General features: G+C 50.3%; 24 protein-coding genes and 1 tRNA gene. 12 read left to right on the top strand and 13 right to left on the bottom strand.

Going from position 1 to position 24615, the window contains the following annotated elements:
- Positions 1-12 precede the first annotated feature (12 nt).
- The 4 genes from M0L20_RS00125 to M0L20_RS00110 form a co-directional block, all read right to left on the bottom strand.
- Positions 13-1500 (bottom strand): MFS transporter, encoded by a 1488-nt coding sequence (locus M0L20_RS00125; protein ID WP_248475111.1) that lies wholly within the window; start codon positions 1498-1500, stop codon positions 13-15.
- A 138-nt stretch (positions 1501-1638) separates the two neighbouring features.
- Entirely contained in the window at positions 1639-2034 is a 396-nt protein-coding gene (locus tag M0L20_RS00120) for a protease inhibitor I42 family protein (RefSeq protein WP_248475110.1), read from the bottom strand.
- A 122-nt stretch (positions 2035-2156) separates the two neighbouring features.
- Positions 2157-2681 carry a hypothetical protein gene (locus M0L20_RS00115; RefSeq protein ID WP_248475109.1) on the bottom strand — a complete coding sequence of 175 codons (525 nt, stop codon included), beginning with the start codon at positions 2679-2681 and terminating at the stop codon, positions 2157-2159.
- Between the two features lie 126 nt (positions 2682-2807).
- Complete coding sequence (locus M0L20_RS00110) at positions 2808-4049, bottom strand: BaiN/RdsA family NAD(P)/FAD-dependent oxidoreductase (RefSeq protein WP_248475108.1); 1242 nt, start codon at positions 4047-4049, stop codon at positions 2808-2810.
- 133 nt (positions 4050-4182) lie between these two features.
- Here M0L20_RS00110 and M0L20_RS00105 point away from each other — a divergent pair, with 133 nt between their 5' ends.
- Positions 4183-5247, top strand: a complete 1065-nt coding sequence (locus M0L20_RS00105) for a DNA/RNA non-specific endonuclease (RefSeq protein ID WP_232558791.1) — start codon at positions 4183-4185, stop codon at positions 5245-5247.
- Here the strand turns inward: M0L20_RS00105 and M0L20_RS00100 are convergent.
- Together M0L20_RS00100 and M0L20_RS00095 are read right to left on the bottom strand one after the other, a co-directional pair.
- Positions 5244-5681, bottom strand: coding sequence for a hypothetical protein (locus tag M0L20_RS00100; RefSeq protein WP_248475107.1), 438 nt, complete (start codon positions 5679-5681; stop codon positions 5244-5246). The two genes, M0L20_RS00105 and M0L20_RS00100, sit on opposite strands and share 4 nt — an antisense overlap.
- A gap of 1 nt (position 5682) precedes the next feature.
- A complete protein-coding gene (locus M0L20_RS00095; protein ID WP_248475106.1) occupies positions 5683-6945 on the bottom strand; it encodes an asparagine synthetase B in 1263 nt (420 codons plus the stop codon).
- A gap of 146 nt (positions 6946-7091) precedes the next feature.
- Here M0L20_RS00095 and M0L20_RS00090 point away from each other — a divergent pair, with 146 nt between their 5' ends.
- The 10 genes from M0L20_RS00090 (at position 7092) to M0L20_RS00045 (ending at position 15935) form a co-directional block, all read left to right on the top strand.
- A complete protein-coding gene (locus M0L20_RS00090) occupies positions 7092-8330 on the top strand; it encodes an ABC transporter permease (RefSeq protein WP_248475105.1) in 1239 nt (412 codons plus the stop codon).
- A gap of 108 nt (positions 8331-8438) precedes the next feature.
- A tRNA-Leu gene (locus M0L20_RS00085) sits at positions 8439-8522 on the top strand.
- Between the two features lie 180 nt (positions 8523-8702).
- Entirely contained in the window at positions 8703-9767 is a 1065-nt protein-coding gene (locus M0L20_RS00080; RefSeq protein WP_248475104.1) for a site-specific integrase, read from the top strand.
- 32 nt (positions 9768-9799) lie between these two features.
- Positions 9800-10714 carry a hypothetical protein gene (locus M0L20_RS00075; protein ID WP_248475103.1) on the top strand — a complete coding sequence of 305 codons (915 nt, stop codon included), beginning with the start codon at positions 9800-9802 and terminating at the stop codon, positions 10712-10714.
- A gap of 147 nt (positions 10715-10861) precedes the next feature.
- Positions 10862-11197: a helix-turn-helix domain-containing protein gene (locus M0L20_RS00070; RefSeq protein ID WP_248475102.1), complete on the top strand. Its 336-nt coding sequence runs from the start codon at positions 10862-10864 to the stop codon at positions 11195-11197.
- Positions 11198-11443: 246 nt separating this feature from the next.
- Positions 11444-12148, top strand: a complete 705-nt coding sequence (locus M0L20_RS00065) for an LvrA C-terminal domain-related protein (RefSeq protein ID WP_248475101.1) — start codon at positions 11444-11446, stop codon at positions 12146-12148.
- A gap of 13 nt (positions 12149-12161) precedes the next feature.
- Positions 12162-14027 (top strand): DnaB-like helicase C-terminal domain-containing protein, encoded by a 1866-nt coding sequence (locus tag M0L20_RS00060; RefSeq protein ID WP_248475100.1) that lies wholly within the window; start codon positions 12162-12164, stop codon positions 14025-14027.
- A gap of 13 nt (positions 14028-14040) precedes the next feature.
- Positions 14041-14292: a hypothetical protein gene (locus tag M0L20_RS00055; RefSeq protein WP_248475099.1), complete on the top strand. Its 252-nt coding sequence runs from the start codon at positions 14041-14043 to the stop codon at positions 14290-14292.
- Between the two features lie 404 nt (positions 14293-14696).
- Positions 14697-15245, top strand: a complete 549-nt coding sequence (locus tag M0L20_RS00050) for a DNA-packaging protein (RefSeq protein WP_248475098.1) — start codon at positions 14697-14699, stop codon at positions 15243-15245.
- A gap of 63 nt (positions 15246-15308) precedes the next feature.
- Entirely contained in the window at positions 15309-15935 is a 627-nt protein-coding gene (locus tag M0L20_RS00045) for a terminase (protein ID WP_248475097.1), read from the top strand.
- Between the two features lie 408 nt (positions 15936-16343).
- On the opposite strand, the gene arsB is transcribed toward M0L20_RS00045, so the two are convergent.
- From arsB to M0L20_RS00010, 7 genes are all read right to left on the bottom strand, one after another.
- Positions 16344-17405, bottom strand: coding sequence for an ACR3 family arsenite efflux transporter (gene arsB, locus M0L20_RS00040; protein ID WP_248475096.1), 1062 nt, complete (start codon positions 17403-17405; stop codon positions 16344-16346).
- Positions 17406-17416: 11 nt separating this feature from the next.
- On the bottom strand, positions 17417-17851 hold the full coding sequence (gene arsN2 / locus M0L20_RS00035) for an arsenic resistance N-acetyltransferase ArsN2 (RefSeq protein ID WP_248475095.1): 435 nt from the start codon (positions 17849-17851) through the stop codon (positions 17417-17419).
- 2 nt (positions 17852-17853) lie between these two features.
- Positions 17854-18279, bottom strand: coding sequence for an arsenate reductase ArsC (locus M0L20_RS00030; protein WP_248475094.1), 426 nt, complete (start codon positions 18277-18279; stop codon positions 17854-17856).
- Between the two features lie 26 nt (positions 18280-18305).
- A complete protein-coding gene (locus M0L20_RS00025; RefSeq protein ID WP_248475093.1) occupies positions 18306-19235 on the bottom strand; it encodes an arsenite methyltransferase in 930 nt (309 codons plus the stop codon).
- 78 nt (positions 19236-19313) lie between these two features.
- The gene (locus M0L20_RS00020; RefSeq protein ID WP_248475092.1) at positions 19314-19643 is read right to left on the bottom strand and encodes an ArsR/SmtB family transcription factor; all 330 of its coding nucleotides are present in this window, start codon (positions 19641-19643) and stop codon (positions 19314-19316) included.
- Between the two features lie 176 nt (positions 19644-19819).
- Complete coding sequence (locus tag M0L20_RS00015; RefSeq protein ID WP_248475091.1) at positions 19820-23386, bottom strand: PAS domain S-box protein; 3567 nt, start codon at positions 23384-23386, stop codon at positions 19820-19822.
- A 421-nt stretch (positions 23387-23807) separates the two neighbouring features.
- Entirely contained in the window at positions 23808-24077 is a 270-nt protein-coding gene (locus M0L20_RS00010) for a hypothetical protein (protein WP_248475090.1), read from the bottom strand.
- 218 nt (positions 24078-24295) lie between these two features.
- On the opposite strand from M0L20_RS00010, the gene M0L20_RS00005 reads away from it, so the two are divergent.
- Complete coding sequence (locus tag M0L20_RS00005; RefSeq protein ID WP_248475089.1) at positions 24296-24493, top strand: hypothetical protein; 198 nt, start codon at positions 24296-24298, stop codon at positions 24491-24493.
- Positions 24494-24615: the final 122 nt, after the last annotated feature.

The raw sequence follows: 24615 nt of genomic DNA, 5'->3' as shown, positions 1-24615 counted from the left end.
CAGTTATCGTCATCAGTCGGCTTGGCTGACCGGGTTTGATAAGCCGCTGGTCGACAACGCCGTTGTTTCGACGGGCGATGGCTTTGGTGCATTGCCGCGCGTTAGCGAAAAAAGGGCTCCTAGCAGCACTAACCCGGTCATGGTTAAATACACATAGTGCATGCCAAGTAACTGCGCCGGTGTTGCTTCGGGCGATACGTGGTTATTGACTGCATATCGGTTTCGTAGGCTGTACCAAACGGCAGCCGCCAGCGCGATGCCTACCACAAAGCCGAGGTTTCGCATAAAGGCAATCATACTACTGGCGATGCCTCGTTGATCCAGCGGAGCCGAGTTGAGGGCGCTGCTGCTATTGGGTGACTGAAATAAACCGAATCCCAGACTCACCAGCGAACTTCGCCAGACCACATCTTGCCATTCCCAATCAGTGGACAGATACGAAAAAGCAAAATAACCGCTGGCTGTAATAAGCAACCCAGCGCTGGAAAGCCAGCGGGCACTGATCTTACTCGATAAATAGCCGCCCAGCGGTGCGACCAGACTAAGGGTCAGCGGACCTGCCAGCAGGATCAGCCCCGCTCGTCCGGGCGGGAGGCCCAGTAATTGTTGCAGGAAAAAAGGAATCACGAATAGGTTGGCACCGGAGGCAATGAAGCCACAGAAGGCCGCCAGGATTGCCGAAGTAAACGCCCGGACGCGGAACAAACTAAGCCGTAACATTGGCTCTTTGACCCGCATTTCCCAGAGAAAAAAGAGCACTAGTAAGACACCGCCTACCGACAGCAATCCGACCACAAGTGAGTCGTTCCAGCCGTAGCGAGGTTCTGGCCCGAAGTCCAGACCTGTTAGCAAGGTAATGACACCAACCAGAAAAAGACCTGCTCCAACCAGATCGAAGCGTTGCCTGGTCACTTTAGGGCTTTCCGGCAAAATGGTCCACGCCCGCCAGATGGCGATTAAGCCGATGGGAACATTGACGAAAAAGATACTGGACCAGCCAAACTTGCTCAGCAGCAAACCACCAATTACAGGACCTGCACTGGAGCCCGCAGCCACAACGGAACCCATGAGGCCGAGCGCCTGACCCCGCTCTTTGGGGGAGAAGGCATCGCTGATAATGGCCGGCCCAATGGCAAAAATCATGGATGCGCCCAAGCCCTGAAGGACTCTGAAGCCGACCAACGACCACAGGTTCCAGGCTAACCCGCAGCACAGCGACCCCACGACGAAAACACTAAAACCGGTGATGTACAGTTGCCGCCGTCCAACCCAGTCCGAGAGCTTGCCCATGATCAGCAGCGTACTTGTTGTTGTCAGTAGGTAACACAGGACGATCCATTCGACGCGATCACCCGCTCCGAGTTCCCGGCGAATGGTCGGCAGGGCAATGTTCACGATGCTACTGTCGAGCGTAGACATGAACGTGCCGAACATGACCGTTCCAAGGATAATCCACTTGTTGGGTGCCGATGCTTCGACGGAGGCAATGGGTTGTGTCACGACGGATGCGAATTACTACAAGGTCGTAACAGGGTAGTAAGACTGGTTGTTTGAAGGGATTTCGGAAATAACCAGGTATAAGGATGGGCTATCGAGCCCTAACTTTCCCGTTTAATGAGATGCTTGCCGGTCGTAATTTTATTTAGCTACCACCTGAACAACGTACGTTTTCTTTACCTGGCCGCTACCCGTTTCACTGGGTTGTTTTTCCGAGAACATAACATTGGCGCTACCCACGGTAATTCCTTTTAGCTGAAAAACAGTAGGGCCTGATTTATCGCGTTTCAGGGTATCAACCGCTGGGGCCAGCTCTGGCCGTGACACTTCAACCACTTCTTGGTTATCTGACGTGCCGATTAACTGGGTAGAACCGTCTCCCCGGCTTGGTAAAGAAATTTCCTTGATCTCACCAACGGATAAGCGGATGCGCTGTTTGGAGCCTTCGTTTTTCGTTGAACTGCAAGCCGTTGTTATAGCCAGAAGGCCAGCTAGAAGAAGTTGCGGGCGAATTTGTTGCGTACGTGTCGTTGTCATACCCGCTATAACTCACCGACCGCCTGAACGGTTTGGGAATTTGAGCCAGCTGGCTCATTCGTAGCACCATAAAGCGGTTTCAAAAGAAACTGGCTGACTGGAGTCGAGAACAATACCTCGGGCTAATACCAGCGCCGGATGAAGGATAGGTTGTAGCCTGCGTAATTACCGGATATGGCGTTGTTTACATCGACCTTTTGGCAAGTGACAATAACATTGTTGTTCACGTACGTCAGGCGATCCGAAGATACGGGTTCAAGCGCGTAACCCTGACGAATCAGCTGCTGTTGAAGTTGATCGCATTCTTCTTTCGAGCGAACCTGATACATCAATATATCAGAACGTCCTGTACGCACATATTGAATAAGGGCAGAGGCTGTTGTCGGTCTGGTCAGCAGCGTGTTGCTGGAATAGGCAAACAGACAGGTAAAACCAATGACACCACTTTCATTTTTATAACAAACAAAGCCTTTCCGGAACATGCACTGATCAAACTGTGCCGCTGGTAGGCTCATGTAGGTCAGGAGTTCGTTCAGGTTTACACGCTGAGCAAACGTCGAACTAGCCAGAAAAAGCAAACTCACCGTATAAAGTACACACCGGAAGCGTCGATAATATGGGGAGTTTGAATAAAGCAGAGCGATCATAGAAGCCAGAGAATGCGTCAGGCTGGACTACATCAAAATACGCTCCATCGACTATTTCGTCAACCGAAAATGTCCCGAAAACAGGATTTATATGGCTTAATAGACTTAAGGATGCCTACAAACAGGCTATTCGGCTACCGCAGTCGATTCGTGTCCAATGTGCTTACCGACGACGTACCCCGTTGTCCAGGCGTTCTGAAAATTAAAACCGCCGGTAATGCCGTCAACGTCAAGCACTTCGCCGGCGAAAAACAAACCTGGCTGAGCCTTGCTCTCAAGGGTTTGTACATCGAGGCTGCTGAGTGGAACGCCCCCGCAGGTAACGAACTCGTCTTTAAACGTACTTTTGCCGGCAACCCCAAACTGACTGTTGGTAAGCCGTTCGGCCAGTCGATTGAGTGGTTTAGCGGGTAAATCGGCCCACCGCTGGTTGTCTTCGATTCCCGATTCAGAAACAAAGGACTGCCAAAGACGGGATGGCAGACCAAACGGATTTTGTGAGCTTACCTGTTTACGGCCATTTTGCTGCCGGAAATCCTGTAAGGCTGCTCGCAGTTCGTTCTCGGTCAGTGTAGGAACCCAATTGATACGTAGCGTAAATCGGTAATCAACTGATGCCAGGTCGCGGGCTGCCCAGGCCGATAGCCGCAATACCGCCGGACCGCTGAAACCCCAGTGCGTAACGAGTAAAGGACCGCGCTGCTGTTGTTTCGTCCCAACCACTGACACCGCTGTATCGGGAACGGATACGCCCGCCAGCGGTAGCAGGTAATTATCAGGTACGTTAAACGTAAACAACGATGGTACCGGATCGATCAACTCATCCGTTTGGTCGGGAAACCAGTCGTAAGAGGGCCGTTGCGGATAGCCACCCGTTGCGATCAAAACGCGATCCGCGTACAGCGTTTCGCTGGTTAGTAACTGAAGTTGCCATCCGGTCCCATCAGGCTGTAAGGTACTGACGCCACAACTGGTTCGAATCTGAATGCCCAGTCGTTGGGCGGTATTCAATAGACAATCGACAATGGTTTCGGAGGTGTTGGTTGCGGGAAACATCCGCCCGTCGGCTTCCGTTTTTAAGGCAATACCTTTCTGCTCGAACCAGCGCACCGTATCGGCCGCGTCGAACTGGTTCAATAGCGAGCGTAATGCTTTTTCGCCACGGGGGTAATGCTTGACGAGTTGACGATTGTCAAAACAGGAGTGAGTAACATTGCAGCGTCCGCCACCCGAAATGCGGACCTTGTTCAATACGGTACGGGTCTTTTCCAGAATGGTGACCGTAGCACCCGGATACGTTTCAACGGCTGTGATGGCACCAAAAAAACCGGCGGCTCCTCCGCCAATAACGGCAATATGTAATGACATAACCGCTCAACAGTTGTCCGCTCATTGTGGTTCGTCTGTTAGACAGGCAGGAGTTTAAAGTCGATCAATAAATCGTTAGGCTTTCTTCTTCCTGCAAAGCTGTGTTGTCCGCAAACTCTGTAGATTTACGCCTATGTTTTTCAGACCTCGCTTTAATACAAAAAAATACGCCCGCCGGGGCTTCCGATTACGCGGTAACACGCTTGTGCTGCTGTTTGTATTTTTCCTGATTGGTTTATTTCTGCACTACGGCGGTAAAACCAAGCCGGTCGTTGCCTTCTGGAATGATGTCCGGGAAATAATTGGTCTGAGACGATCACACGCCGAAAAGGAAGAATCGAACCCCTACCGGGCACCGGAACCGGATTCCGACGTAGCTACGGACGAACGCCCGGAGCCTTCGGCATCTGAAAGTGAAGCGAGCGATAAAAGGGGCAGACGCTCGTCGAAAACGAAGACAAACCGAGAGTCTAAAATCGTGCGCTTTGAATTCGAGAAGCAGGTCGATTTTATTCTGCCCGTTTCCCGATCGGGCGGGGAGCTGATTCGTCACGAAGGATACACGCTTAGCTACCGGGATGAATACAAGGATGCCGAATGGGTCGCTTACCCGCTGCTGGACTATGAGACGACGGGCGACGCCGACCGGAAAAATGAACAGTTTCAACCAGATCGGGCGGCTGCCAATGGGACGGCTTTACCCTCTGATTACACGCGGTCGGGTTATGATCGGGGGCACCTGGCTCCGGCGGGTGATTTCAAATACTCACAGCGGATGATGCGCGAAACATTCCTAATGAGCAATATCACACCCCAGGTGCCGGATTTTAACCGGGGTATCTGGAAAGAGCTGGAAGACCTGGTTCGTACCTGGGCGGTTCGCGACAATGGACTTTACATCATCACGGGGCCGGTTTTAAAAGCGGGCTTACCCACAATTGGAAAAGCCAACGAAGTAAGCGTTCCGCAAAAATTTTACAAGGTAATTCTGTATTGCAACAAGCCTGACATACGCATGATCGGTTTTCTGCTCGACAACGAAGCGTCGGAAAGTTCGCTGAAGCAATTCGTAGTCCCCGTTGACCAGATCGAGCAATTGACCGGCATTGATTTCTTCCCTAAGCTGCCGGACGATCTAGAGCGGAAACTGGAAAGCAAAGGACGCGGAGAAATGGTGGACGAATGGTTCAGTAACTAGTGTAGAACGGTCAATGTGCCCAGGAAATTCTGGAGTTCGTCGGGTTGTTGCGTACCGATTAACACGCGCTTGTTCGTCGTTGTCCGAATGCGTAATCCATTGTTACCCGCTACGTTATACACCCACTCGCCGAAGTTCCAGCGAATGCCGTAGCCGACAAAGCGGTAGGTGACCAGCGTTGCTTCCTGGACATCATTCCAACGGATTGTCCGCCAGGCCATCAGCGGCCAAACGCGGTAATGAATTCCGGTTTCGTCGTAGCGGGTGTCCAAACGCCAGAGGGCAAACAAGGCTACGACGAGGGCGAAGATGACCAGACCCGGCCATTGACCAGGATGCTGGATGACGCCATAAACTACCGAACAGCCGCTGAAGCCCAGAATGAGCCACAGCCACCATTGCCGGAAATACTGCCTTTCGGAGAACGCGTTCATGCTAGGTTTTTTGTTTCTTCTTCTTGGCCGCCGGGAATAAAATGTTGTTTAGAATCAGTCGGTAACCGGCTGAGTTCGGATGCAGATTGAGATCCGTTGGTTCTTCACCGATTTCGTGCCGGTAATCTTCAGGGTCGTGGCCGCCGTAGAACGTGAAAAAGCCGCGACCGTACGGACTGTGGATGTACCGAGCCTCACCAGCCGCCCGATTTTCGGCCATAATGACTACCTCCGGCTTAATCAGATTTTTCTTAAAAGCGGTTGTTTGCCCCATAAACCCTTTAATGACGTTCAGGTGATTCTGCGTCAGCATGGTTGGGATCGGGTCGTATTTGGCCGAAAACTGAAACAAGGTAAAATAATCGTTGTGTTCGCTTAAACCCCGCTCTTCGGGCTGATTATCGATGTTCGAGAACTCGATCAGATACGGGTTGGTATACACCTGGAAATTGCGGAACGCGAAGGTTTGGCTATAATCCAGCTTACTGTTTGCGTTTGGATCGGCGGGGTCACCGTCGTAGAAAGCGTCTACAATATCCGTATTCTGCGATGCCAGAGCGATGTCATAAGTATCCGTTGCGTTACACATCGCGAACAAATAACCACCACCCAGCACAAAATCACGAATTTTCTGGGTCACGGCACGCTTTAGCTGAGGGACTTTCGAGAAGCCGAATTTTCGGGAAATGCTTTCCGCTTCCTGCTTCTGGGCGATATACCAGGGTTGGTCTTTAAAATGGAAGAACTTGCCGTACTGCCCGGTAAAATCTTCGTGGTGCAAGTGTAACCAGTCATATTCGGGGAGCTTGCCATTCATTACTTCTTCGTCGAAAACCACATCGTAGGGAATCTCGGCGTAGGTCATAACCATCGTTACGGCGTCGTCCCAGGGCTGCTTGGTCTTAGGAGAGTAAACGGCTACTTTAGGCGGCTTCTGTAATTTAACGGCATCCATATTGGCGTCGGCAGCGGCTATTTCGGATAAAATCTGGGCCGATTGCGCGTCCGAGATAACTTCGTAGCTAACCCCCCGGATGACCATTTCGTTGACGAACGCCTGACTTTGAGGCATCATAAACGAACCGCCCCGGTAGTTGAGCAACCAGTCGATTTCGGTATCATGCGTTTTAAGCACCCAATAAGCAATGCCGTACGCTTTAAGGTGATTCTTCTGGGCATCGTCCATCGGAATCAGAATTTTGGAGGCCCACGTATGACCCGTTAATATCAAAATTAGGATAAGCGGTAACAGCAGCCGTTTCATTGGTTTCCCCGTTAAGAATACTAATGGTAGTTTTGTAATAACGAAAGATAAGCAAATTTTGTGCGAGATAACGAGCGAAAGAGAAGGTAGATGTGTAATCGCCTGACCAGTGGTGTATCTGGCCGTTCGCTCGTTTCCTATTTGCTATGAACCTACTTGAAAATATCCGCGAAGGACTGCGTTCGATTGCGGGAAATCGCCTACGTACCATCCTGACTTCCCTGATCATAGCCATTGGCATCACGTCGCTGGTCGGCATCCTGACGGCGATCGATGGAATACAAAACTCGGTAGCCAGCAGCTTCGCTGGTTTAGGAGCTAATACATTCTCGGTTGTTGCCCGTCAGGATGAGTTTCGGCAGGGGGGGCGGGTGCAAAAACAGGACGAGCCCATCAGTTACCACGATGCTGTTCAATTTAAACAACGATTTCCTTATGGCGCGACAATTACTGTATCGACAGTAGCCGCCGGAGGAACGCAGGCGAAATTTGGCTCGAAAAAAACAAACCCCAACATTCAACTCATCGGGGGAGATGGGGCTTACATCCCGGTGAAAGGATATACCGTTCAGAATGGTCGGAATTTTACGGGTAATGAAGTTGACTACGCACGCAACGTTGCTATCGTTGGTAGTGAAGTGGCCACTACGTTGTTTGAAAACAAGTTAAATCCGATTAATCAGGTTATCCGGGTATCCGGTATTCAGTACAAGGTGGTTGGGGTGTTAGCCAAAAAAGGAGGAGTTACGGGCGGAGACGAAGACCGGGTTGTGCTGATTCCACTGGATAACGCAAGGGCACTCGCTGGTACCCAGCGGCAAACGTTCAACATTACAGCTGCGGTAACGACGGCTGCTGATCAGGACGAAATCGTTGGCGAAGCGCGGGGCGTGATGCGTCAGATCCGTCGCGATCCGCTCGGTCAACCGGATTCATTCGAAATTCAGCGCGCCGACGATTTAGTCCGGCAAACCGAGACGATCACCGGGTATCTGCGGATGGGTGGGTTTGGTATTGGTTTTGTGACCTTGCTTGGCGCTTCGATTGCCCTGCTGAATATTATGCTTGTGTCAGTTACGGAGCGTACCCGTGAAATTGGTATTCGAAAATCACTCGGAGCCACGCCCAAGCGGATTCGTCAGCAGTTTCTGATTGAGGCCATCGTCATCTGTATTCTTGGCGGCCTGGGAGGAATTATTCTGGGTCTGGGGATTGGTAATCTGATTGCCACACTAATCAGCGGAGGAACCGGCGGATTTGTCGTGCCCTGGGGATGGATGTTTCTCGGGTTAGGCGTCTGCGTAACGGTAGGTTTGTTTGCGGGCATTTACCCGGCTGTGCGAGCCTCAAAACTCGATCCGATTGAAGCCCTTCGGTACGAATAATCAAAGAAAATAAAAAAAATAGCTTCATCGTTTTGTCTTTTCATCTTTCTCCTTACTTTTGCACCCACGTTTGACAAACGCATCTCTGGCAACGGAGACGATTCTGTCGCCGGGATGGCGGAATCGGTAGACGCGATGGTCTCAAACACCATTGTCTGCAAGGACATGCCGGTTCGAGTCCGGCTCCCGGTACAAAAGGCTCTACCAAGAGCAAACAACGGAAAGCTAAAGCCACTGTAAATCAGTGGCTTTTCTGTTTTTGTGACTTTCTTCTTTCTCTTGTTTTCTGTTGTTTATCGCTTTCTTGTTACTCATTTGTTACTCGCATATTTGTCTGTTACTTGCTACTTTAGAATCAGAAAGGAACGACAAATGGCAGTTAAACTCAGAAAGAAAGCATTGGCTAATGGTAAGATTAGCTTATACCTGGACCTGTATAATGGGGAGGAGCGTAAATATGAGTTTTTAAAACTCTATCTCTACAAGCGCCCAAAAGACGAGCTGGAGAAGCAGCATAACAAAGAAGTTACGCAGACCGCTGAGAATATTCGAGCTAAACGCGAATTACAACTCGGAGCCGAACAAAATGGGGTAGCGCCTGCCTTGAAGCAGAAGGTTAACTTTTTGGACTATATGCAGAGCTATATCGATCGATACACCAAAAAAGATGTTCGAATGATTCGTTACACCCTGCGATACCTTCAAGAATTTACAGGTAGTGATTATCTGTCCTCTAAGTCTATCACGGAAAACTTCTGCCGTGACTTCAGAGTCTGGATGGACGATCACCCAAACTTGACGGGTGAAACACCCTATGACTTCTTCGCCAAGTTCAAAAAAGTACTCAAGCAGGCCGTTCGTGATGGGGTGTTCACGACCCATCCCGCACAGGATGTTCCTAATAAGAAACCAGATATTACTGTAGCCAAGGATATCCTTAGCGTTGAGGAGCTACAAGCGCTAGCCAAAGCAGATTGTAGTAATGACCAGGTTAAACGGGCGTTTCTAGTTGCCTGTAACACTGGGTTACGGTTTAGTGATGTGAAGAGCTTACAATGGAAACACTACCAGGAGGGGAGACTAAAGATTATTCAAAATAAAACCCAGAAGCCAGTCATCATAAATCTGAACACAAATGCTCAACGACTATTAGGTGAGCCAGGTAAGCCCAGCGACTTTATTTTTACTCTGCCTTCACATACTGGCGTTCTAAAAAGTCTAAGAGTTTGGAAGGACCGCGCAGGTTTATCTAAAACGGTAACCTTCCACGTTGCTCGCCATTCATTTGCTACCAACCTAATCATTTTTGGCGCTGATATAAGTAGCGCTTCATCACTACTAGGTCATACTAGCTTTGAACACACACAGAAATATGTGCGAATAGTTGAGTCTTTAAAACAAGATGCCGTTAACCGTTTACCTGAAATAGAATTATGATGGAGTGCCCTAATCTACACGAATTTATAACTGTGGTTCAAAAACTTGACGCGAAACTTTTATACGCCGATAACCCTAAAAAAATTAGGTTGGATTTTGATGAATACCCTGATTATTTTCAGCCTGAGAAATTAGAGTTTAGAATGTTAATCGAATCAGCATTCTCAGAAGTATTATTACTCTCAGAAGAAAAGATACTATATGTTCAAAATAGGTTATTTCTTATTAGGAATAACCTATTAACGCTTATTGGCCGTATAGAGTCAATGTTTTATGGTGATGAAAAGCATTTATTCGAAGGTTTCACAAAAGCGTTAGGTCGTGCGCTTATTGTAGATATAGAATTCAATGTTCTGAATAAAGCTTGCCAACCGGGCCATTACGGAGGAATGATGCGTTTCCTTCAAGAAATTGCTGGGCCAATACTCTATAAAGTAAATCTCATCAATAGCTTTACGAAACAGCTATTTGAAATTACTGGTATCGATTCGAAAGTATATGCTCGTCAGGTAAAAGTTGAACATAATGGTATTTCTGGTGAGACACAAGTAGATCGAGGGTTGTTTATATCATATCAATGGCTCGATGATGATTTTGCTACAGAATTACGTGAGTTGTACGAACAAATGTATAGCCGTTATATTAATGAGACGAGTGTTCAGGATTTTACTGCTGCTTTCTCGGGTTGCTTGATGGGTGACTTCCAGCCAGTTAAATGGAAGGCCTCCCCAAGCGAATTATTATATTTTATTCGTTCTTTAACGGAGAAAGGATTAATAAATTCAGCTGGAAAGCGAATGGATTATTTAAAGTTGAGCCGATGCTTTGTAAAAGACGATGGAAAGCCTTTTGATGTAGCTTTTAAAAATATCAATCAGCGTTTAGATATGGATTTAAGTAAAGCGAAAAAGAGTAGTATAGACAAAGTGCTTTCCAATTTTTTATAACACTTCACTTTACCTTACCCTTCACCTATACCTATGCGTGAGGTAAAGTGCTTTCTTTTCTTTTGCTTCCCATATTTGCCAACGGTTAGCAAATGCTAACCAGGTTTGCACAAGCCTATTTTTTCTAACTAATACGCTTTTTAAAAGATGGGAGGATCAGCAATGGATATGTCTGAAATCAGTCAGCAGTTACAACAACAGCAATTGACAGCAACTCAACGGTTAGCATTAATAGCTTGCTTTAAAGCAACTTTGACCTTAGAAGAAGCTGCAGCCTACGCTGGTCTAAGTACTTCGCACTTCTACAAACTAACTTCTAGCGGTAAGATCCCTCATTACAAACCCGCGGGTAAAGTAATTTACGTAGACCGTGTTGAATTGGACGGTTGGCTAAAACGCAATCGTGTTAAGACAACAGAAGAGATTGAGCATCAAGTTGCTGATTATGTCAGAACTAACAAGCCTAAACAAACGGCTCGGTAGCTTAAAAATTAATCAGACATCTGAACGTAAGCACTCCAATCAAAACGGTTAGTATCAATAACCTGTCGCTTCCAATTTGTGCTAATATAATTGTCGTATAAGCATACCCGTTACGTACGATAGTTGATAGTTGCTAGATTCTCTACTCAGTTATTTGTAGTGACTTGACTAGCTATTGTCATTGATTATAGCGCTGGTTGGCTGTTGCGTTCATAAGTCGTCTATGATGCCTAATGATCTTCAACCATGAAGTACTTTCTGCATGACACGAACGCCCTCCAAGACGAGAAGATAACTGAACTTATAATGCATTTCGGTTATGAGGGTTACGGCCTTTTTTTTGCCATACTAGAAAAGCTTGCTCTTCACGAAAAACCCATAAAGACAGCTGTTCTAAAAAAGCAACTATCCGTTGGCAAGAAGCTCGAAAAAGCCTGGGCTTTTATGGAGAGCATCGGGCTTATTTCAGTGGGGAATGGTGAAACTTTCAACAAAAATCTGTTAAAGTTTAGCGAAAACTTCCAGAAAACTCGAGAAAAAAACAATAAACGCTTGCAGGAATGGCGTGAAAATCAAGTGGTTCCCAAAAATGAAACGGATTTCGAACGTGTACGAAACGCTTCTAATAGTATAGTAAAGTATAGTAATAAAAAAATAAACAAAAAAAGTGCCGATGCTGACGCATCTAGTGCGTCTTTATTTGATCAATTTTTCAACGCTTACGGCAAGAAGATTGATAAAAAAAAGTGTCAGGCAAAATTTGAAAAGTTAAGCTTGGGAACTCAGCAGGCTATCCTTGCCCACACCCCACTTTACGTCCGATTGAACCCGAAATACGAGTTTCGAAAAAATCCACTTACCTATCTCAACGGCGAATGCTGGAACGACCCCATCGAAGAATCCAAACCCGACCAGGCAACAACCTCAGGCAAAAAACGACTGGTCGTCTAACTCAACTACCACAATGGCAACCTACGACGAACTTGGCATTGACGTCAAACTGCACGGCAGCCGAAATCAGAAAGTCAAATGCCCCATGTGCAGTCACCAGCGTAAAAATAAATCTGATAAATCCTTATCGGTTGACCTCACCCGAGGCTTGTACAACTGTCACTACTGTTCCTGGCACGGCTTCGTAACCGATAAAACCGATGAAGAAATACGGCAGGATCGTAAGAAGTACGCCAAGCCCGAACCCATTGAACTACCCCTCAATGACAATACGATTCGCTGGTTCAAAGATCAGCGCGGTATTGACCCCGAAACCTTGCAATACTTCCGCGTCAGTGAGTCCAAAGAATGGATGCCTGAACGCGATGGTCACGCAGCGGGGAAGCGCAGCTGTATCAACTTCAACTACTTCCGCGATGGGGAAAAGGTCAACGTCAAGTATCGCGACAAGCTCAAGTGCTTTCGGCTGACCAAAGATGCTGAGCTGGTTTTGTACAATTTGGACTCGTTGAAAGACCGCTCCACCTGTCTGATCTGCGAGGGAGAGATCGATGCGATGACCTTCTACCAGTCGGGACACTATGGCGCCGTGTCGGTACCCAACGGAGCCAGTAAGGGTAGCGCCAAGCTGGAATACCTCGACAACTGCTGGTCAGCCCTCGAAAAGATGCAGAAGATCATTATCGCCGTAGATGGGGATCAGGCCGGAGAGTTTTTGAAAAACGAGCTAATCCGGCGCTTTGGCAAACACCGATGCTGGGTGGTTGAGTATCCTGCGGATTGCAAAGATGCCAATGAGGTGCTGCTTAAGCACGGGATCGAAGCAGTCCGTACGTTGTGGCAATCAGCGGTTGCCCCTCCCCTGGAATCGGTTTTACTGGTCGATGACCTGCGGGCCGAACTGGAAGACATTGCCCTCAATGGCTGGCCCAAGTCAGACGCTATCGGTTACGAAGGGTTCGACCACTTACTTCGTTTTCGGCGCGGGGAGGTCACCACAGTTACAGGTATTCCTGCGCACGGCAAAGGCGAGTTCACCGATCAGATCGCGATTCGACTGGCCTCCCGTCACGGCTGGAAGGTGGGGGTATTTTCCTATGAAGAGCCTTCGTTCATCAAGGTCATCAAACTTTGTCAGCGCTATACCGGACTACCCTACTATCGCTCGGATAAGAACGCGATGATGAACGCCACTCAGCGAAACGCAGCGCTCAACTTCGTTAACGACCATTTCTTTTTTATCGACATTGATACGGCGGATCTGACCATTGATGGTATTCTGGACAAAGGCCGAGAACTCGTCTTGCGCAAAGGCATTGACCTATTGATCATTGATCCTTACAACTGCATTGAGTCCAAACGGCAAGCCTTCCAGAGCGAAACCGAGTACGTCAGTGAAGTGATGGGCAAGATCACCCGTTTTGCCCGCTTGAACGACGTTCACGTGTTTCTAGTGGCTCACCCGACTAAAATGCGCAAGGACGATAAAGGCAACTATTACGTGCCGACGCTGTATGATATCGCGGGGTCTTCAAACTTCTTTAACAAGACCTATAACGGTATATGCGTTTACCGTAATTACGAAACCAACACAGCGGACGTACACGTGCAGAAGGTTAAGTTTTTCTTCAACGGTCAGTTGGGTTCGCAGACCTTTAAGTTTGATCCTGACACGAGCCGGTATGCCGAGGAGGGTCGCCCGGTCTGGCAAACCGAGATTGAGTTTCAACAGAAGCGCAAGGTTCAATTAGCGATGGACTTAGAGCCTTCTACGCCCGTTGAACCACCATCAGCCGAAGCCAGTCAGCCCGAGCCTCCAAAACCAACCGGTTCGAACAGCTTTCAAGACCCCTTGGACAAAGAAGACGTCCCGTTTTAGCGATCACGCCACTATGAATAGTAAATCAACCCCGAATCAATTAGCCGCTATGATCAACCAGTCAGAAGAGAGCTTCACCCCTAAACTCGGTTTTACTTTTACAGTCGATCAACTACGGGCAGCCGTGGAAAGCCCAGGTTCGAACGTAGTATTGCCTGATAATTCACTAGTTGAGGCATTAGATTACATGTTCGACAGGATGAAGTATGAACCGTATTGTCTTGAAGTTACAAAAGCCTTTTATCTCCTTCCCATTCGGGTATGATCAAAGGCTTATTCATATTGACTGTTTGTATTCCCGAGCCCAATCCGTGGATAGACAAGCCTCTGATGGTAAAACTTTCTTTAGGTGAATTGCTCAGGGTTGAGGTACGCTCAAGTATTTCATCCGTTCGGGTGATCGATTCCGTAAGCGTGTACGATGACCTAATGAATAAAGCCTCTTACGACTACCTTCCTTTTGAGCTAAGTGAGCGTTTTCCTTTTCGCTTACTGGACTAGTTGGGTAGTTCAAAAGCAGTGAGAATGCAGTGAAGAACGCTTACCTGGCCAGTAGCCTAAAAACGCCCTTTCCGCTGTTTCTATGATTAATGCACGGTCGTTTCGCGCGCGCACGCGAGACAAGCCCGCTTTCTTCGTATCTTCAAGCCTTCATTTCTTCTATCCAACATGGGTTTTAAAACGGCAAATCAAGCCTGGCGACTACGCCACACTACCGGACGGACTCCCCGCTTTGCCACTCCGCAGGCGCTATGGCAAGCCGCTACCGACTACTTCGAATGGGTAGATAACAATCCCTGGATGAAGACCGAGCAGCGCATTAGGGCGAACACTTCACTACAGCGCGAACAAACCTGTCTGATTGACTTACCCCTCATTCGGCCTTACACCCTCTCGGGCCTGTGTGCTTACTGGCGAGTGGGTCAATCCTACTGGCGTAAGTTCAAAGAGTCGAAGCGCGACGATGAGTCTTTTCAATGGGCAATCAATCGTATTGAGGATGTGATCTACTCCCACAAGTTCGAAGGAGCTGTGCTAGGCTATTTCAATGCTAATATCATTACGCGGGAGCTAGGCTTGCAAAATAGGCAGCGTCGGGATGATCAGCTACAACAGCCACCGCAAAGCGTGCTGGTTCGTCGAGAGCAGTCCAACGGGGATACCGTCTTAGAAACCGAATACCCGCAGTTTACGGACCACCTTTTTTCAACAAACTAAGTTATTGCACACCGCTACGCGCGTGCGCCCGTGCGAGGCTTACTACCCCCCACACTACGAATCATGAAAAAAGGCACTCAACACATTCCCTCTTCCCGACTCCGTACGGCAGAATCCATGCAGGGCAAACGCAACGCAGTCGGCAACAAGGGAGGCCGACCGGGGAGCTATAAGCCCGAATACGCTAAACAGGTTCATAACATCTGTCTGCTAGGCGCTATCGATAGCGAGATTGCTTTCTTCTTTGATGTCAGCGTGCGAACGCTCAACTACTGGAAGAAACGCTATCCTGCCTTTCGAGAAGCCATGTGGCGGGGTAAGATCATTGCCGATGCGAAAGTAGCCGAAGCCCTATTCCGCTTAGCGTGTGGATACACCTACACCGAAACCCAGGTATGGTTGCTCAAAGACGCTAACGGCGAGCGGGTGATCCGGCACATTGAAGTCGAGAAGCACTTACCGCCCAACATCAAAGCGTGTCAGTACTGGCTCACCAATCGCCAACCCGATAAGTGGAGCTTTAAGCCGACGCCACCCGCGGCCAGAGCGCAAAACGTGCTGATCCGTCGTGAGGAGGTGAGCGGGGAGATTGTTGTCGAAACCCGGCCGGACAACGAAGGACAGTGGCTTGATGAGCTGGAGCAGTATGTAGCACAGCGGGCCAGTCAGGAGCAATCGACCTCGGCTTAGGCTATTGTACCGATAGATAAAAACGTTTGATTTAAGGCACTGCAAACAGCGAAACGAGCAAGAGAGTGTTTCTTGGCAGATCGTCGCGTGACGGGTCTAATTTTGCGCTTCTGTGCCTATTGAATGCTTTGATTCGTGACTCTGTAAAGACGAAGGGACAATCCGAGTGTGTCACTTTCGCATATTTACGGAAGTTCAAGCCTGTTTTCCTAGTCGATAAAGCAAACAGCTATCGCATATATGCGAAGGTTAGAGAGCAATTAAGGAGTTGATTGGGGGAGCAATCGCAGAGCAATCGTAGAGCTTTCGTAAATATGCGATAGCTAATTACGTATTGGTTACAAATGATGAAAGCTACTTCGATCCTTCAAGGGTAGCGTGTTGCAAGAATAGAGCATTTTATGAGATTTATAGAACATGATGGGGCTTCTTGTTATGGGGTTCAAAACGGTGTTGCTGCTTCAAAGCAAAATTGACCAGCAAAATGAGCACTGGTACTTCGATTAAAGGACCAATCACCGCAGCAAAAGCGGCTCCGGAATTGATGCCAAATACAGCGATGGCCACCGCAATACCCAGCTCGAAATTGTTGCCTGCGGCAGTGAAGGCCAACGAGGTCGATTTGCCATAATCAGCACCGGCCCGTTTCGACAGGTAAAAAGCCGAAAAGAACATGATGGCGAAATATATCGACAGCGGAACGGCGATGCGCAACACATCGAGCGGAATGGAAACGATGAGCTGCCCTTTCAGGCTGAACATGACCACAATCGTAAACAGCAGGGCCACGAGTGTAATGGGGCTGATGGCAGGCAAAAACGTCTGCTCGTACCATTTCCGGCTGAATAACCGGGTCAGGATCACCCGCGAGAAAAGGCCCGCCAAAAAGGGAATGCCTAGATAAATAAAAACACTCCCGGCAACCTGGCCAATGGTGATATTCACGTCGTATCCATGAAGCCCGAATAGGGGCGGCAAAACGGTGATGAATAGCCAGGCATAAACCGAATAAAACAGCACTTGAAAGATGCTGTTGAAGGCTACCAGGCCAGCCGCATAGAGCCGATCACCGCCCGCCAGGTCGTTCCAAACAATGACCATTGCAATGCATCGGGCAATGCCAATCATGATTAAACCCGTCATGTAATCGGGCTTGTCAGGCAGGAAAATCACCGCTAGGCCGAACATCAGCAACGGCCCGATGATCCAGTTTTGCACAAGTGAGAGAGCCAGAATTTTCGTATTGGCGAACACCTTGGGCAGCTCTTCATACTTCACCTTTGCCAAAGGCGGATACATCATCAGGATCAGCCCAATAGCTAACGGTACATTCGTAGTGCCAGAATTATAGCCATTGATGAAGGTCTGCGACTGCGGGAAAAAGTAGCCGATGGCCACGCCGATCAGCATGGCCAGGAAAATCCACAGCGTCAAAAAGCGGTCGAGAAACGATAAGCGGGGGGTACTCATAAGCGAATGGTTTAAAGCGTGCGTTTCATGACAATGGCCGATGACGGGCAAAGGCCGCTGAACTGCTGAGTTCGCTGGATGGCTTCGGGCACGGTTTCCCGGCTTACGGGTGCAAAACCGTAGCGCGTAAAATAGCCATCGGCGGTATTGGTAATCAGGTAGAGTTCTTTCAGATGCGACGCATCGGCAGTGGCCAACAATCGGTCGATCAGTTGGGCCGCGATACCCTTACCCTGATGGGCGGGATCGACGGCCACCGAACGCAATAGGCCCACCGATCCGAAGGATTCCAGGCCAGCAACACCCACGGGGGTTTCCTCGTATTTCGCAATCACGAAATCAGGCAGGCCCGCCGGTAAATCCTCGGTAAGCAAATCGCCTTGTTTAAGTAAAGCCACAACGGTTTCTTTCTCGTCGGGCTGGGCGGTTTCTATGTGCAGGGCCATACTTATTGGGGGATGGTTTCGCCTAACCGATTTTCGACAAGCTCCTGACTGTACGCTTTGATCTGGTCGCGCACCTGGCGGAACGAGGTCAGCGCATCGATGCCCGGCTGATGACCTGGATCGGGAAAGCTGTGGTGAATTTTTTCAGCACTCGACGGAAAATAGGGGCACTGCTCACGGGCATTGTCACACACGGTGATGACGTAATCGAACGGCTGGTCGGTGTATTCGTCCACATGGTTCGAGGTGTGATGCGAAATATCAATGCCATCTTCGGCCATTACCTGAATGGCTAATGGATTGACACCGTGGGGAGCCACACCGGCGCTAAAAACTTCGGCCCGATCACCGGCAAAGGTTTGCAGATAGCCTTCGGCCATCTGCGAACGAGCGGAATTGCCCGTGCATAAAACAAGGATTCGTTTCATTTTCAGAACTGGTTTCAGTTGTAGGATTAGTTGCAACAATCAGGTCCCGGCCTGGATGGGTCGCAAAAGCTAGCGGCCTGGCTGGCCTCCTTGGGTTTGATGTCGGTGAATACCAACGGTTTTTGCGCAAAAACCGTCACGCTGTAGATCCCCCGGTCTGGCGTGACCAGGTCTTGCTGGCGATACTCAGCGATTTCTTCGGCAGACAAGTAGTTTTGCAGCACGGAATCGGGCAGGGTGATTTCGCGCTCTTTCTGTACCTGAATGTTGGTGAAACCGCTTTCTTTGACGAGCTGCAAATAGGCATCCTTCTGGATGGCACCCGATACGCAACCCACATACATTTCGGCATCCTGCTGCAAGCCTGCGGGCAGTTCACCTTTCAGTACAATATCGGAGATACTGAAATGGCCACCGGGCTTTAAAATGCGGAAGGTTTCGGCGAAGGCTTTCTGCTTGTCGGGAACCAGATTCATCACGCAGTTGCTCACGACCACGTTCGCCAAATTTTCCGGCAAGGGCATCTCCTCGATGTCGCCATACACGAACTCGACATTGGTAAAGCCTAACGCTTTCGCATTCTTGCGGGCACGGTCGATCATGCGAGGAGTCATATCCAGACCGATCACGCGGCCCGTTTCACCGGTTTCCGCACGAGCGACAAAGCAATCATTGCCCGCACCCGAACCAAGATCCACTACCGTATCACCGGGTTTGATCTGCGCGAATTGCGTCGGCAAGCCGCAACCCAATCCCAAATCGGCATCGGCCACATAGCCGTTCAGCTCCTGGTAATCCTGCGCCATGACAATCGGCACGTTGGATTCGATTTCAGGCCCGCAGCATGAGGTGGGGCCACAGCAGCCATTGGCATCCGCCGGGCCGCCGGGCGGTTGTTCGGCAATTGCGCCGTATTTCTGGCGCACTGTCTCTTTGATTTGCTCGGCAGTTTCCATGTGTTTACCTATTGGTTAAATGTAATATTACGATTGAAACGGACAAAAAAATAGCTGCGGCAGCGGCTGTCCGAGTACTTAACAGCAAGTCGCAGCACTTACGATGGTATCGAACAGCGAGCCAAAAGCTTGCCGGGCTTCTTCCCATACGGTTTCGTTGATGCAGTAGCAAACACGGGGCGGGTTGATTTCGCCCTGAATGATGCCGATGCGTTTCAGCTCCTTCAAATGCTGTGAAACGGTTGCCTGTGCGAGAGGCAACTCGTCCACCAGGTCGCCACACACGCAGGCTTTTTTCTGAGCCAGCAATTGCAGAATGGCCACCCGTGCCGGATGGGCAAAGGCTTTAGCCAGATCCGCAATGCGGTTCTGCTCTTCGGTGAATATTTCAGTTTTCGTGACTCCCATGCTGCAAATGTAGCACAGAAATTCACAATCGCAATATTGCGATGAATGATTTTTACTAACAGATTCCTCATCTCATTATACGCCCGAAAATTGGGCCACTATGTAAGCCTATCTAGTCTCAATTGGTAGCATTTTGTTAGAATAAATAGACAGGAGTTACTAGGCTTCCTTTACCGCTAGTCCGCTGGTAACAGCTTCGTTAGTAAAGCCGTTAAGACGCCCAGATCCACCGGTTTTATTAGATGCTCGTCAAAACCGGCCTCCCTGGCTCGTTGTTTATCCTCATCGCCACCATACCCCGTTAAAGCAATTAAGACGATATCCCGGCCCCCCGACTGCTGACGAATGGCCCGAGCCGTTTCATACCCATCCATGCCCGGCATACCAATGTCCAGCAGAACAACCCCTGGCTTCAGCTGTTCGACCGCTTCCAGGCCCGCCTGCCCACTCTGGCGGCTATGCACCTCGTAGCCCTTCAGCCTTAAGAGCACACTGAGCATCAAGGCCGCATCGGCATTGTCATCCACCACCAGAATCCGCTGGGCAGCCACTTGGGCGGAGTTCCCCTCCGCTGGCGTGGGGATGGATTCAGAGGCTGTAGTCAACGTGGGCAAGTGGACCCGAAAGGTACTGCCGGCACCGATCCCTTCACTTTGTGCTTCTACCCGGCCTCCGTGCAGCTCCACCAAGCGTTTCACCAGCGTTAAGCCCAAGCCTAAGCCCCCTTTCGAGCGGGCTAAGGAATTGTCCACCTGGACAAATAAGTCAAAAATGGCCGACAGTTGATCCGGGGCCAGCCCAATGCCATCATCCCGCACCTGAAGGGTGGCTTGCTGACCGCCCGGTATTCCGGCTTCATGGATCAGACTCAGCCAAACCTGGCCGCGCTCCCCGGTATAACGGACCCCGTTGGTCAGCAGGTTGGTGACCACCTGGCTCAGGCGGGTCGCATCGCCTTCCAGATAGATCGGAGTCGTCGGTAAGTCAAGGTGTAATCGCCGACCTTGCTCTTGATATAGCGTCTGAATGGATTCGGCAGCCTGAGCGACCACCTCTACTAGATTAATTCGCTGCGTCTTCAACTCAATCTTACCCTGGCTGATGCGGCTCACATCCAGTAGGTCATCCACCATCCGTACCAGATGATCCGTCTGCCGGTTCATCATGGTGATGGTGTCACTAGAGGTTTGGTCTTTGCCATCGGTGATTGTCAGGATTTGCAACCCCGAGCGGAGGGTGGACATGGGATTGCGCAGCTCATGGGCCAGCATGGCCAGAAACTCATCTTTGCGCCCATCGGCCTCCCGCAGCGCATCTTCGGCCCGCCGACGCTCGGTCACGTCCAGCACGAACTCGATAAACTCATCCTCACTCAGGCGCGAGCCGGCAAACAGGCCCCACCACCGGGTGCCATCGGGCCGCAGCAACTCCTTCTCGTGGGGCTGCGAGCGCCCCTCCGTCATCAGTTCGCTCATCGCCTGCTGGCAAAGGGGACGCCAGGGGGGCAGCGTTAGCTCAATGAGGCTGACTGACCGCTGGTCGATATCGTGCTGGCTCACCCCACTCATGGCTAGAAAAGCCTCGTTGGTGGCCCCGATCCTCGTCTGCCGGTCGAAGAAGATCACCCCTACCGTTTGGATGCTGAGGGCCTTTTGGAGCCGCTCCTTGCTCTGCCGCAGGGCATCTTGAGTCCGTCGGCGATCATCCACGTCGAACATGACCCCGCTCATCTTGACGGGCCGACCGTCCTGCTCTTCGGTGATGCGTCCGTAACCGCTCATCCAGCGCTGGGCACCATCGTCCAGCACGGCACAGAACTCAGCTTCATAAATGCTTCGCTCGGCGATGGCCTGCTCCAGCAGGTGCTTGATTCGATCCTGTTCCTGTGGATGCACGTGGCGCATGAACTCCTCTGAGCGCAAAGGGCCTTGCCGGGGTTCCATGCCAAAGAGCCGAAAGTGCTGCTCGTTCCAGTACACCTGGTCGGTGTCCAGATTCCACTCCCAGGTGGCTAGTTCGGTGGCTTCGATGGCCAGCCGAAACCGTTTTTCCGATTCCTGCAAGGCTTCTTCATATAGTCTACTCTCGTGGATATCGGTGGCCGCCCCATACATTTTGACCACCTGCCCGGTTTGGTCCTTGAGCGGGTAGGTATTGACGACAAACCAGCGATACGCCCCGTCGTGACGCCGGATCCGGTGCTCCTGGCGCAACGACTGGCCGGTTGTCACGGCCTCTTGGTAACGCTTGGCCGATGCTGCCCGTTCGTCGGGGTGAACGGCGTCAGTCCAGCGCCAGCCGATGGCCTCTTCGTACCGCTGTCCGGTGTAGTCCAGCCAACGCTGGTTATACCAGTAGGTGGACCCATCCGGTTGGCTATCCCACAGCAGGTCGGGCACCAGGTTGGCTATCGATTCAAAGCGCGTTTGCGACGCCTGCAAGTCTGCTTCGGCGCGGGCCCGTTCGAGACGCGTCCAAATGCGCGTGGTTAGTTCGCGCGTCAGCTCAATTTCCTCCTGGCTCCAGTCATGGGCCTCACTTCGATAGAGGACCAGCAGGAAACGCCACTTCCCATCCCGCACCAGTGGCATACTGATGAAGGAGCCGATGTGTAACCCCGCATACTGCTCTCCATTTGTCCTGGGGTCTTCGAAGACATCGCGGATGATGACGGCTTTGCCAGCCAGACAAAGTTGCATCACCTCGGGGGTCATGAATTCGTCCATCCGATAGGTACCCAGATGGCCTGGCACATCGTCCCGATACCAGCCGTGACTGATGACGGCGGTTAGCGTCTCTGGATTAGCCTCCTCATCGAGTTCGGCAAAGGAGGTGGCCGACAAGCCTAGATAGGAGGCAATTTTTTGCCCTAACGCGTTCATCGTCTGATCAATATCCGTCACCAAGGCCAGGTCCTGACTCACCTCGGCCAGAAAAGCTAGATTGGCTTCCTGGCGTTTGCGGGCGGTGATGTTGGTGAAAACGCACACGACCTTCCGGTCGCCTTCCTCGCCGATCCGCGAGACGAAGATGTCGAACCAGCTATCCAGGCCGACTACCGGCAGTTCAAAGCGCAACGACTCGCCCGTCGCCACCACATGCCCGTACCGTTGGGCCCATTCCGGCTCCAGCTTAGGCACGATCTCGCTGAACAACTGTCCCTTTTTGCCCGTCAGCCCGCTCATCCGCTCGAACGCTGGATTGTAATCCAGCCAACGCCAATCGAGGACTCGTCCGGCCTCATCCATCACCATTTCCATCTCGACGAACCCTTCGTCAATCGAGTTGAACAACATCCGGTATTTTTCTTCCGATTGAGCGAGGGCTTCTTGGGCCTGTTTTTGGCCGGTAATATCACTGGCAGTGCCAAACCATTCCGTAATTTCACCCTGCTTGTCGAGAAGCGGAATGGCCCTCGAAAACGTCCAGCCTAGACTCCCATCGGCCCGGATGACGCGATGCTCCAGCTCAAAGGGCTTCTTGGCGACAATAGCCTCTTCAATGATGGTCTGTAGCTGCTGCTGATCGGGAGGTGGAATGTACTGTTGCAGCCAAGAGGAGTTGGTCGTAGCGGTATCCAGCAGAAATGATTTACCGCTCAACTGATGCATCTGCCGCCAGTCAGCACTCATCCGATACACGGCATCGGAGGTGGCTGTAAGGAAGGATTGCAAGACTTGTTGATAATAGTCAGCCGGGGGTTGGTTGGGGGTTGCCTGATCGGGTTGGTGGTGTTTGCTCATGCTGGATCGGAAGGGGCATCCGAGGAAAACTCTTACCGAAAGCTAAAGTTATGATTTACATCTTATTTGCCAGAGCTAGTTAGGCTTCGGTCGGAAAAGAATGAGTAGATTGGTTTACCACCTCAAAATACGCCCGTTTTTCGAAGATACTCAGCGAATACGATAGAAAGCAACCTTCGGGTTTCGCGGCTATTCTCAAATTGCCATCTCATTAATCAATGCCTCACGTTCGGGCAATCAGTTGAGTTAATGAGGCATTGGTAATGCCTTCACAATCATTTGCTACAAGGGCGTATAATCGGGCTTGTTGTAGTTCAGCTCCTGAGTACGATAATCGTGGGCTTGGATCAGGCCATCTTACAGGTTGGCATCAAAACATCGAACGGTACTAGGTTTCATTCGCTTATTCGTTCGAGCGGGTTTAACAAACCAACTCGAACTGTTGCTGAAAGATGCGATCAGGTACGGCGGTGAACTGCCCCCTGTCCAAACAGCGCACCCACGAACCCGGCATCACGAATATTGAAACGGACTGCCCTTTGCGATCGGTCATAAACAACGCTTTACCCGTTGGCTCGAAAGTGGCTTGTGAACCGCTACAGTGGACTAGAAACGTGTTAAGCGCCTGTTGATCGGCACTGCTCCGGTAGAAAAAGCAAGGCTGAGCCTGTTTAGGCTTACAGATAAGCATGAAGGTTCATAAAAAGTTACGGTAGGTACGCCTAACCGTAAAGTTACACATAACTTCATCAGTAAGGACTACCAGCAACCAACTAGATTCGGCTCCCTGGCAACAAGTTGTTAACTTGTACTGTGCGCTATATGCTACTCTACGTTGCAGTGATTATCTTTCCGGTCATTTTGCCTTTTGTTTCCAACTAAACACGCTTATTGGCAACATCTACACCTGTGACCTATTCTCAATTCGAAGCCCGCTGGAAACCAGCCGGGGGAGCCGAACGGGCCAATTACAGTCTGTTCCTGCAAGACCTTTGTGACCTCATTGGCGTTGCCCGACCTGACCCTACCACCGACAATCCTGCTCAAGATGCTTATGTGCTCGAACGGGCAGTATATTTCCAAAATAGAAGGAATAGCATTAGCTAAGCTAATGCTATTCCTTCTATTTTGGAAACCTCAAAGGGGTATTCATCTATTGGCCGGATTGACCTCTACAAACGCGGCTGCTTCGTATTAGAAACCAAGCAGGGCACTCAAACACCTGACCA

The organism is Spirosoma liriopis (assembly GCF_023196085.1).
GTDB lineage: Bacteria > Bacteroidota > Bacteroidia > Cytophagales > Spirosomataceae > Spirosoma > Spirosoma oryzicola.
Note: the sequence above shows the minus strand (reverse complement) of the source record. Positions and strands in the feature narration are given on the sequence as shown.